This window comes from Streptosporangium minutum (assembly GCF_002149035.1).
Taxonomy (GTDB): Bacteria; Actinomycetota; Actinomycetes; order Streptosporangiales; family Streptosporangiaceae; genus Streptosporangium; species Streptosporangium minutum.
On sequence record NZ_NGFP01000317.1, the window covers coordinates 1 to 9,556 of the forward strand.

A 9,556-nucleotide genomic window follows, 5' to 3' on the forward strand; every position below is an offset into this window, starting at 1 on the left:
CGGTCTGGAGCCCCAGGCGGGTTACTTCGCCTCCCGCGGAACGCCGGGGTGAACCGCCCGTCGGCGGCATACGTGTCAGAGGCATGCGCCGTCTGTTCACCGCCCTGCTGGCCGTCGCCGCCCTCGCCGCCTGCGGCACGCCGCAGGCCCGCGTGATCACCGCCAAGGGGGTGGGGCGGGAGACCCCGGTGGAGCCCCCGGTCGAGGAGACCGTGCGCGGGCTGACCGCGTTCGGCCACGCCCTGCTCACGGCGACCGCCAGTCCCGGCGCCAACGCCGTCCTGTCCCCGCTGAGCATCGGCCACGCCTACGGCATGGCCAGGGCGGGCGCGGGCGGCAGGACGGGACCGGAGCTGGACGAGGTCTTCGGCTTCCCCGTACAGGGGCCGCACACCTCCTTCAACGCCCTCACCCGGCAGATCGTCACGCTCGACGGCCCGCCGCCCGCGCCCACCCCGGACGTCAGGCGGGACGCGCAGGAGAGCGAGCCGGCCGCGCCGATCGTCGGCGTGGCCAGCGGGCTGTTCACCCAGGAGGGGCTGAGCGTCAGGCCGGAGTTCCTGCGCACGCTCGCCGCGCAGTACGGCGCTGGCGTACAGCAGGTGGACTTCACCGGGGACGCCGCCGGAGTCATCGACGCGTGGGCGGACAGGCAGACCGCCGGGCGGATCAAGAAGATGTTCGACCAGCTGGACCCGAGGACCCGGCTGGTCATCGCCAACGCCGTCTACTTCAGAGGCGAGTGGGCGACGGCGTTCACCGACCCGCCGGAGGAGAACGCCGCCTTCACCCGCGCCGACGGGACGGCCGTGCGGACGACCCTGATGCGCCAGGTGGGGACCTTCGGCTACGCCTCCGGGGCGGGCTGGCAGGCCGTCGAGCTTCGCTACGCCAAGGGCGACCTGGCCATGTGGGTCCTCCTGCCGCAGGCGGGCGGGTCCCCCGCCGGGCTGCTCGCCCCGGCCGTGATGGCGGAGGTGGCCGCCGGGCTCAGGGAGACCCCGGTCACGGTCGCCATGCCCCGGTGGGACTTCTCCACGGCCCTGAGCCTGCAGGAGCCTCTGCGGGAGCTCGGCCTGGACGGCTCCGACTACTCCGGCATCGCCGACGGCGCGTTCCTCGGCCAGGCGACGCACCGCGCCACCATCACCGTGGACGAGTGGGGCACCGAGGCCGCCGCCGTCACCGGCCTCGCCTTCGCCATAGCGGACATGGGCTCGCCCGAGACCGAGATCCGCGCCGACCATCCGTTCGCCTTCGCGATCGTCCACCGGCCGACGCTGACCCCGCTGTTCGTCGGCCAGGTCGCCGACCCGACCGCCGAGGACTGATCACCGGCGGAGCCGCCGGACCGGCCCGGTCGCCGGGGGCCGCTCCCGGGGCCGGAGAAGGCGCCCCGGACCGGTTGCCGGGGCCGATCTCACAGGGAGAACGTGAGCAGGCCCGCGTCGACCACGGCCCGGCCGAAGACCCGGGCCAGCTCGGCCAGCCGGGCGAGCTCGTCGTCCGAGAGCGCGGCGTAGGCGGGGAGGGCCAGCTCGTCGGTGCGGTCCTCGATCCGCTTCCGCAGCGCGCCGCCCTCCTCGGTGAGCTCGTCGCCGTCCAGCAGCCCGCGCCCGCGCAGCGCCTCCTCGGCCGCCGCCCACTCCTCCTCCGGCCAGCCCCGGCTGACCTTCAGAAAGGCCGTGGGCATCTGCCCGGTCGCGCCGTGCAGGATCAGCGCGTCCAGCCCGCCGATCCCCTCGGCCGTCAGGGCCGCGACATGACCGTCACCCCGGAACTCGCGCAGCAGGGTCTGGGCGTGCCAGAGCTCCAGCAGCGGGTCGTCCGGCCAGGGCAGCGCGGCGTGCGCGGCGAGCAGCGGGCGGCCCTGCAGGTGTCCGACGGCCCGCTCCGCGGCGCGTCTGGCCAGCGCCGTCGTCTCGGAGAGGACCGGGATCTCGTGGATGCCCGCCCGGCGCAGGGCCGCGCCGGCGGCGTCGAGGCGGGCCTCGATCACCTTCTCGGGGGTCGTGACGTCCCAGGCGGCCGGGAGCGCCCGCCGTACCAGGGTGGGGCAGAAGTTGTAGAAGGTCGCGATGACCAGCTCGGGCGAGGCGGTCCCGAAGGCCGCTCCGCGGGAGGCGAAGTAACCCGCCTGGGGCTCCAGACCGAGCGCGGCGTAGCGCTCGGCGGCCTCGGGCACGAAATAGATCATTCCGTGGACGGGCTCCAGGCGGCGCCAGGACTGCCTGGCCAGCCGGACGTCGGTCATCACGCCTCCAGGGAATCGACGAAACGGGCCATCCCGGCCAGCCAGCGGTCAGGGTCGTCGGCCTTGCGCCGGACGAACTCGGCGACCTCGGGGTGCGGGAAGATGTGGAACCGTTCGGCCTCCAGGCCCTCGACCACCGCGCCGGCCACCGCGCCGGGATCGAGGATGGCGCCGGAGGCGCCCACCGCCCTGGCGGTGAGATGGTCCTCGGCGATCCCCTGCTCGAACATGCCGGTGCGCACGCCCTGCGGGCAGAGCACGCTGACCTTCACGCCCTTGGTCGCGTAGTGGATGGCCACCCACTCGGCGAAGGAGATGGCGGCCGACTTGGTCACCGCGTAGGGGGCGTCGCCGGGGCAGCTCACCAGTCCGGCCGCCGAGCAGGTGTTGAGCAGGTAGCCCTCGCCGCGCCCGACCATGCCGGGCACGACGGCCCGCGCCGCGTAGACGTGGGCCAGGACGTTGACCGCGATGGTCCTGGTCCACTCCATGTCGGTGGCGTCCAGCCCGTGACCGGTGATGATCCCGGCGTTGGAGCAGAACAGGCCGATCGGCCCGAAGGCGCTCTCCGCGGTGGTGACCAGGCCGCGGACGTCGTCCTCGACGGACACGTCGGCCCGTACGGCCACCGCCCGGTCGCCGATCTCCTTGGCCACCTGCGTCGCGCCCACCTCGTCGAGGTCGGCGACCACCACCCCGGCCGCGCCCTCGGCGGCGAAGCGCAGGGCCATCGCCCGCCCGATCCCGCCGGCGGCCCCGGTCACCACGACGACCTTGTCCCGCACCCGCATAGAAGCTCCCTTAACCGACCAGTCGGTATCTGGGAACCTATGCTTACCCGTCAGTAGCAGTCAACGGCGGCGCAGCACGAAGACGCCCCAGCCGAGGTGCCGCCTGCCGTACTCCACATGCGAGCGGCGGGCGCGCTCCAGGAACTCGCGCGCCTCCTCGACGTCGGGATCCGCGGGATTGTCGCGGATCCAATCGCTCAACGTCCACCACTGGGCCGCCACGTAACGGTCCCAGCTGTCCTGGTCGGCGAGGACCATCTCCAGCACCTCGACCCCGGCCGCCTCGAACCGGTCGAAGGTCCCGGCCAGCGAGCTGAACGCCTCCGCGCCGAAGCCCAGCACCTCGTATGCCTCCTCCGGCGGCATGGAGATCCAGTACGGCTCGCCGACGAGGAGGATCCCGCCCTCCTTGAGCGCGGGGAGCATCAGCTCGACCGTTCCCTCCAGCCCGCCCCCGATCCAGGACGCCCCGATGCAGGACACGACGTCGAACGCCTCCGGCTCCGCCCGGTAGGCCCCCGCGTCTCCCCGCTCGAAGCGGAGCCGGTCGCCGACCCCGAGCTCACGCGCCCGCTCCCGGGCAGCGCTCAGGAAGATCTCGCTGATGTCGACTCCGACGCCCTCGATCCCGTGGCGCAGGGACCACTGGCAGAGCAGCTCCGCCTTTCCGCACGCCAGGTCGAGCTGGCGCATGCCCGGCCTGAGCCGGGCGACCTCTCCGAGCAGCGCCAGCTTCTCTTCGGTGAACGGGTTGAGGATGCGATGACCGCTCTCGGCGATCTCGTGGAGGCGAAGTGACATGGTGGCCATGCTTTCCTGCCGCGATGTCTCCGGCCAACCGGTTTTCCACCGGCGCGACAGGCCCGGCGGACGGCGGCGGGCCGTCGCGGTGAGCGGTCCGGCCGTCCAGGGCATGCGGGTCATCCGGGTTGTACGGGTTAGCAGGTCATGCAGGGCGGAGCAGGGCGGCGAGCTGCTCGCCGACCCACTCGCGATAGTCCTCCGAACAGGGCTCGACGTCGAGGACGCCCGCCACGAACTGCGGCGTCGCCACCGGGGCGAACGTCAGCACGTGCGAGACGAGGGCGATGAACTCCGGCTGGACGGCGGTGGTGAGCTCGCCGTCGGCCTGCCGGCGCCGGATCGCCTCCACCCCCTCGCGCAGCCCGGCGCGCTGCCGTTCGGCCGCCTCGCGACTGTCGCCCGGACCGTCGCCGAGCGCCTGCCAGATCACCAGCCTGGCCCAGTCGGGCCGGTCGAGGGTGGCGTCGAGATAGGCCGCCAGCGACTCCCCGAAGGTGGAGCCGGGAGGCGTGAGCACGGACCGCTCCTCGTGCCGGCGGCGGCGCAGCTCGTCCAGCAGCCCTTGCTTGCCGCCGAAATGGTAGGAGATCAGCTGCTGGTTGACCCCGGCCCGCGCGGCGATGCCCGCCGTACGCGCTCCGGCGTATCCCTTGGCGCCGAACTCCTCGACGGCCGCCCGCAGGATCCGCTCGCGGGTCTGCTCGGCGGCCCTGCCTCGCTCCTCCGGGGTGGCCGCCCTGCGCGGTGCGGGGCGCTCCTGATCTGTGGACATGTCCTGACCATACGACATCAATCAGCTAGATGATCTCCGTCATTCACCTACATGATTGGCAGCCGCCGTTCGGCGGGCCCGCGCCGGGGAGGGGCCCCCGGGAGAGGGATCTACCCGGCTGTTACCTTGATGCCGTCAGGTTTCTGAACGCGTTCAGAACATGAGAGGTCCTCATGCGCCTCCTGCTCAACGTGATTTTGACGGCCGGAATGCTCGGGGTGGTCCCGGCCGGACTGCGGCTCCTCCAGGTGCCGGGCCTCCTGCTCCGCCTGTGGTGGGTGGGGGCCGTGCCGGGCGCGATCTCGCTGTGGCTGGACCGCGGCGTCTGGGCCGGCGCCCTGGCCGTGGCCTACGCGCTCATGACCGTCTGGCTCGCGCTGCAGGCCCCGCTCCGCCTGCGGGCGCGACGCTCCCCGCTCCCCCGCGAGATCGCCGTTCTCACCGCGCTGGTCACCCCCGCCATCGCCGCGACCGCCCTGGTCGCCGAACGCCTGGGGCACCCGCTGTGGGGTTTCTCCACCGGCATCCTCGCCCTGACCGTCGCCCACTTCCACTTCGCCGGTTTCGCCGCGGCGCTGGTGGCGGGCCTGACCTGCCGCGCGGCCGGAGACGGCCCGCTCGCCCGGACGGCGGCGCTCAGCGTGCCCGGCGGCACGATGCTGGTCCTGGCCGGCTACTTCGTCGGCGACTGGTTCGAGCTGGCCGGTGCGGTGGTGCTCACCGCGGGTATGTGGCTGGTCGGCCTGCTGACTCTCACCGAGGTACGGCGGGGCGGTCACGACCGCCCGACCCGTCTCCTCCTCGGCGTTTCCTCACTGGTCCTGGCGGTGTCCATGGTGCTGGCCCTGAGCTGGGCGCTGGGTGAGGCGGCGGGCCTGCCCAGGCCGCCGGTGAGCTGGATGGTCGCCACCCACGGCCTGTTGAACGCCTTCGGATTCGCCCTGTGCGCGATCGGGGCCCGGCTCCGGCTGCGCCCCCAACCCCTGTGAGGAGCGAGATGGATCTTCTGGAGCGTTACCTCGACGCGGAGTTCTCCTATCCGGACGTCGGCGCGAGCCGTACCGGAACGGTCCCGCCGGGCTACCGGGCCCTGCGCTACCGGCGACGCCTCGGGCCGGAGCTGAGCTTCGGCCGTGCCGCCGAGTCCCTGCTCACCTGGCGGGTGCACGCCCGGCTCGGGCTCCGCCCGGTCGCGTCCGCGCCCCGGGCCGCACCCGGGGTGACCGTGGTCTGCGGGCTCGGCGCCGGGCCGTTGCGGATACTCATGCCGTGCCGGGTGGTGTGGGTGCGCGAGGAGGACGACCGGGCCGGATTCGCCTACGGCACGCTGCCGGGACATCCCGCGAGCGGAGAGGAGAGTTTCCTTCTCGAACGGGCCGGGGACGGACGGGTGTGGTTCACCGTCCGCGCGTTCACCCGTCCCGGACGGTGGTACACCCGCCTGGCCGGACCGGCCAGCGTCCTGGCGCAGCAGGCGTTCGCCCGGGCCTACGCCGGCAAGCTGGGTTGACCCTGACACCGTGTGAGCCCCTATCCATGAAGGACCATGTTCAGTATCGGAGACTTCGCCCAGCTCGGCCTGGTGTCGGTACGCATGCTGCGCCACTATGACGCGCTCGGGCTGCTGCAGCCCGCCCACGTCGACCCGGCCAGCGGTTACCGCTTCTACCAGGCGAGCCAGCTCTCACGGCTCAACCGCATCATCGCGCTGAAGGATCTCGGCTTCACCCTGCAACAGGTGCGGTCGATCCTCGACGAGCGGGTGAGCACGGCCGAGCTGCAGGGGATGGTACGGCTGCGCCGCGCGGAGCTGGAGGAGCGGATCACGGCGGACACCGCGCGGCTGCTCCGGGTCGAGGCGAGGCTCCGGACGATCGAGAGAGAAGGGCGCATGCATACCGAAGAGGTCATCCTCAAGCGGATCCCCCCGACCCGCGTGGCCGAGCTCACCGCCATCGCGGGGAGCTACGAGAGCGAGGACATCGGACCCGTCATCCAGCCCCTGTACGGCGAGCTGTTCCAGCGGCTCGACCGGGCCGGGGTGACACCGTCGGGATACGGCATCGCCTGCTACGAGCCGGAGGCGGACGGCAGGGTGGTCGTGCACGCCGGGGTCGAGGTGACGGCGGAGGCGTCCGAGGCGCACGACTTCGCGATCGTGGACCTGCCGGCGGTCGAGACGGCCGCCACGATCATCCACCGGGGCTCGATGGACCAGGTCGGCACCACGTTCCAGACACTGGCCCACTGGGTCGAGGAGCACGGCTACCGCAGCGTCGGGCTGGCCCGGGAGGTCAGCATCGAATGCCCCGACGACCGGGACCGGTGGGTCACCGAGCTCCAGATGACCGTCAGCACCGTCTAGGTACGGACTCCACATGACCGCCGGCACCGCCCAGGAGGACGGAGGCGGTGCCGCCGGTCAGGCGTCCGGCCCCGGCCCCGGCCCCGGGCACGGGGACGGGGACGGGGACGAGGACGGGGACGGTCAGGCGTTCGGCCCCGGCACGGGGACGCGGACGGTGATGCCGCCGGGCACGACCTTGGCCTTGAGCCGGGTGACGGAGTCCTTGGCGCCGCCGTCCAGCTCGTAGGTCATCGGCGCGCCCAGCTTGACGCTGATCTTGCGCGCCCGGGTCATCCGGACGAAGGGGGACTCGTCCGACCGCCCGGCGCTCATCTGGCCGAGCACGCGGGCCCACTGGATCGGCCCCTTCGCCGTGGTGACGCCGATCTCCAGCCACCCGTCGTCAGGGCGCGCGTCGTCGAAGGCCTCGATGCCGCCGGTGATGGTCCCGACGTTGCCCAGCAGCAGGCAGCTCGCCTCCCCCTCGAACCACTTCACCCCGTCGAGCTTGACCTCCATCCGGACGAGCTCTCCCCGGACGTGCCGCAGCCCGGTCCACACATACGCCGCCCGGCCCAGCTTGTCCTTCAGCCCCCGGTCGGCATCCTTGATCATCTCAGCGTCGAAGCCGAGTCCCGCCATGACGGCGAAGTGCTCGCCGTTGACCTTTCCCAGGTCGAGCTTCCGGCTCTCGCCGTGGAAGGCGATCCGCACGGCCTCGGGGAGGTCCTCGGGAATGCCGAGGTTCTGCGCGAGGAGGTTCGCCGTCCCGGCGGGGATGATGCCCACGGTCACGCCGGAGCCGGCCAGCGCGTCCACGCAGCGCTGCACCATGCCGTCCCCGCCCCAGACCAGCACCAGATCGGCGCCTTCCTTGAGCGCCTTGCGCGCCTGCTTCGGAGCCTTCTTGCTCTTGGGCACCTCGTACCAGAGCAGCTTGCCGGGCTTCTCGTCGGCGAGGAGCCTGCGCAGCTCGTCCAGCCCACCCCCGAGCGACTTCTTCTGATGGGCGATCACCGCGACCGTGCCGGTTCTCTGCTTCTCCCGCAGCATGGAAACCCTCCTTTAGCACCGCCTTGGGCACTGTCTCGGCTGCCCCCGCGCACCAGCCGCAAACGTCGGGCCGCGCCCGCCACTGTTCCATAACTGAAGCTTCTAGATTCCAGCAGATTCATCTGTTGGACTTCTGGTTGCCGGACGGCCAGGGTGGGAGGTGCTCAAGTCCGATCCCAGGAGGAAGCCATGCCGGAGTACGAGAAGGCCATGCGGCCCGAAGACATCACCCGCCTGTTCGTCGAGCGGTCCAACGCCGGCGACGCGGCCGGAGTCGCCGCGCTCTACGAACAGGACGCGGTAATGGCCTACCCGCCCGGCGGCCAGACCGTGGGCCGGGAGGCGATCCGCGCGCTGTGGGAGAAGGTGCTCGCCAACCGTCCCCGCTTCGAGCCGGAACAGCCGCTGCCGACGCTGGTGAGCGGCGACATCGCCCTCACCTCGACCCCGCCGAAGGACGGGTCCGGCGCCCGCGCGCAGGTCGTCCGGCGCCAGCCCGACGGGAGCTGGCTCCGCCTGCTCGACCAGCCCGAGTTCGTCCCTCCGGCCCGCTGAAGCACCCCGCCGCCGCCGTGGAAGACGGCGGTGATGACGCCGACAACCGACATGAGGAGCATGATTGTGGCCACCTTCGTTCTCGTTCCCGGCATGTGCCATGGCGGCTGGACATACGAGCCGCTCACCGAGCGGCTACGGCTCCGCGGTCACCGCGTGTACCCAGTTACGTTGACCGGGCTCAGCGAGCGCAGCCACCTGCTGAACGCGGGAGTGAACCTCGAGACGCATATCCAGGATGTGGCCGGCGTGCTGGCGGCCGAGGAGATCGAGGACGCGGTGCTGGTCGGCCACAGCTACGGGGGGATGGTGACGACCGGGGTCGCGGACCGCGTGCCGGAGCGGGTGGACTCCTTGGTGTACCTGGACGCCGTCGTGCCGCAGAACGGCGATTCCTGCTGGACCCTGGTCTCCGACCAGGAACGGAAATGGTATATGGACGTGACGGAGACCGGCCATTCGGTGCGGCCGCTGCCGTTCTTCGATTCACGGGCCACGCCCCATCCGCTCGCCTCGCTGCTCCAGCCGATCCGGCTCACCGGCGACCTCGCGCGGTTCCGGCGCAGGGACTACGTGTACGCGGCGGGGTGGGACGGCGAGTCGCCGTTCACTCCCGTCTACCAGCGGTTGCGTGACGACCCGCTGTGGACGACGCACGCGCTGGACAGCAAGCACAACCTCATGCGGGACGCGCCGGACAACCTGCTGGAGATCCTCCTTGAGGCCGTCCAACCCGGCTGATCACCGCCAAGGCTCCGGGCCGGGAGCCCTGCCACGGCGTTGAAGCGCTGCAGCGACGGCGGCCGCGATCAGGCCGGTCAGCCCTGCCAACTGCTCGGCCTGGAACGGTAAACGCAATTTGTACCGTAAGCGTCACATCTGGTGTGCGCGACAGCCGTCGCAAGGGAACACGCCGGACGAAAGGGAACTCATGCTGCCRTTACGCGGTGTGACCCAGAATGAGCCGTTCACCCACCCCC

11 protein-coding genes are annotated in these 9,556 nt (G+C 71.8%); 6 read left to right on the forward strand and 5 right to left on the reverse strand.

Translation table 11 applies throughout. The annotated features are described in order from the left end of the window. Positions 1–83 precede the first annotated feature (83 nt). Entirely contained in the window at positions 84–1,331 is a 1,248-nt protein-coding gene (locus CA984_RS39520) for a serpin family protein (RefSeq protein WP_086578487.1), read from the forward strand. 89 nt (positions 1,332–1,420) lie between these two features. Here CA984_RS39520 and CA984_RS39525 read toward each other — a convergent pair whose 3' ends face one another. The 4 genes from CA984_RS39525 to CA984_RS39540 all read right to left on the reverse strand — a co-directional run bounded on the left by CA984_RS39525 (position 1,421) and on the right by CA984_RS39540 (position 4,621). Continuing rightward, the gene (locus CA984_RS39525) at positions 1,421–2,254 is read right to left on the reverse strand and encodes an SCO6745 family protein (RefSeq protein ID WP_086578488.1); all 834 of its coding nucleotides are present in this window, start codon (positions 2,252–2,254) and stop codon (positions 1,421–1,423) included. Beyond that, positions 2,254–3,045: an SDR family oxidoreductase gene (locus CA984_RS39530; protein ID WP_086578489.1), complete on the reverse strand. Its 792-nt coding sequence runs from the start codon at positions 3,043–3,045 to the stop codon at positions 2,254–2,256. Before CA984_RS39530 ends, CA984_RS39525 begins: the two co-directional genes overlap by 1 nt. A 60-nt stretch (positions 3,046–3,105) precedes the next feature. Further along, positions 3,106–3,846: an SAM-dependent methyltransferase gene (locus tag CA984_RS39535; RefSeq protein WP_165781592.1), complete on the reverse strand. Its 741-nt coding sequence runs from the start codon at positions 3,844–3,846 to the stop codon at positions 3,106–3,108. A 145-nt stretch (positions 3,847–3,991) separates the two neighbouring features. Then, on the reverse strand, positions 3,992–4,621 hold the full coding sequence (locus tag CA984_RS39540; protein ID WP_086578491.1) for a TetR/AcrR family transcriptional regulator: 630 nt from the start codon (positions 4,619–4,621) through the stop codon (positions 3,992–3,994). Positions 4,622–4,794: 173 nt separating this feature from the next. Between CA984_RS39540 and CA984_RS39545 the strand changes: the two genes are divergently transcribed. From CA984_RS39545 to CA984_RS39555, 3 genes are read left to right on the forward strand one after another with little or no spacing between them, the layout of a single operon-like run. Continuing rightward, positions 4,795–5,610 carry a YndJ family protein gene (locus CA984_RS39545; RefSeq protein ID WP_086578492.1) on the forward strand — a complete coding sequence of 272 codons (816 nt, stop codon included), beginning with the start codon at positions 4,795–4,797 and terminating at the stop codon, positions 5,608–5,610. Between the two features lie 8 nt (positions 5,611–5,618). Beyond that, positions 5,619–6,131 carry a DUF1990 family protein gene (locus tag CA984_RS39550; RefSeq protein ID WP_086578493.1) on the forward strand — a complete coding sequence of 171 codons (513 nt, stop codon included), beginning with the start codon at positions 5,619–5,621 and terminating at the stop codon, positions 6,129–6,131. A 36-nt stretch (positions 6,132–6,167) separates the two neighbouring features. After that, positions 6,168–6,986, forward strand: a complete 819-nt coding sequence (locus CA984_RS39555) for a MerR family transcriptional regulator (RefSeq protein ID WP_086578494.1) — start codon at positions 6,168–6,170, stop codon at positions 6,984–6,986. Positions 6,987–7,109: 123 nt separating this feature from the next. On the opposite strand, the gene CA984_RS39560 is transcribed toward CA984_RS39555, so the two are convergent. Next, positions 7,110–8,021 (reverse strand): diacylglycerol/lipid kinase family protein, encoded by a 912-nt coding sequence (locus tag CA984_RS39560; RefSeq protein ID WP_086578495.1) that lies wholly within the window; start codon positions 8,019–8,021, stop codon positions 7,110–7,112. A 189-nt stretch (positions 8,022–8,210) separates the two neighbouring features. On the opposite strand from CA984_RS39560, the gene CA984_RS39565 reads away from it, so the two are divergent. Further along, positions 8,211–8,576, forward strand: a complete 366-nt coding sequence (locus tag CA984_RS39565) for a YybH family protein (protein WP_031165324.1) — start codon at positions 8,211–8,213, stop codon at positions 8,574–8,576. Positions 8,577–8,636: 60 nt separating this feature from the next. Further along, complete coding sequence (locus CA984_RS39570) at positions 8,637–9,317, forward strand: alpha/beta fold hydrolase (protein ID WP_242676427.1); 681 nt, start codon at positions 8,637–8,639, stop codon at positions 9,315–9,317. The last annotated feature ends 239 nt before the right edge of the window (positions 9,318–9,556 follow it).

Coding starts and splice junctions, on each gene's coding strand:
- CA984_RS39560 (WP_086578495.1), bottom strand. CDS start 8,021: ATGCTGCGGGAGAAGCAGAGAACCGGCACGGTCGCGGTGATCGCCCAT.
- CA984_RS39520 (WP_086578487.1), top strand. CDS start 84: ATGCGCCGTCTGTTCACCGCCCTGCTGGCCGTCGCCGCCCTCGCCGCC.
- CA984_RS39555 (WP_086578494.1), top strand. CDS start 6,168: ATGTTCAGTATCGGAGACTTCGCCCAGCTCGGCCTGGTGTCGGTACGC.
- CA984_RS39530 (WP_086578489.1), bottom strand. CDS start 3,045: ATGCGGGTGCGGGACAAGGTCGTCGTGGTGACCGGGGCCGCCGGCGGG.
- CA984_RS39550 (WP_086578493.1), top strand. CDS start 5,619: ATGGATCTTCTGGAGCGTTACCTCGACGCGGAGTTCTCCTATCCGGAC.
- CA984_RS39545 (WP_086578492.1), top strand. CDS start 4,795: ATGCGCCTCCTGCTCAACGTGATTTTGACGGCCGGAATGCTCGGGGTG.
- CA984_RS39570 (WP_242676427.1), top strand. CDS start 8,637: ATGATTGTGGCCACCTTCGTTCTCGTTCCCGGCATGTGCCATGGCGGC.
- CA984_RS39535 (WP_165781592.1), bottom strand. CDS start 3,846: ATGTCACTTCGCCTCCACGAGATCGCCGAGAGCGGTCATCGCATCCTC.
- CA984_RS39525 (WP_086578488.1), bottom strand. CDS start 2,254: ATGACCGACGTCCGGCTGGCCAGGCAGTCCTGGCGCCGCCTGGAGCCC.
- CA984_RS39540 (WP_086578491.1), bottom strand. CDS start 4,621: ATGTCCACAGATCAGGAGCGCCCCGCACCGCGCAGGGCGGCCACCCCG.
- CA984_RS39565 (WP_031165324.1), top strand. CDS start 8,211: ATGCCGGAGTACGAGAAGGCCATGCGGCCCGAAGACATCACCCGCCTG.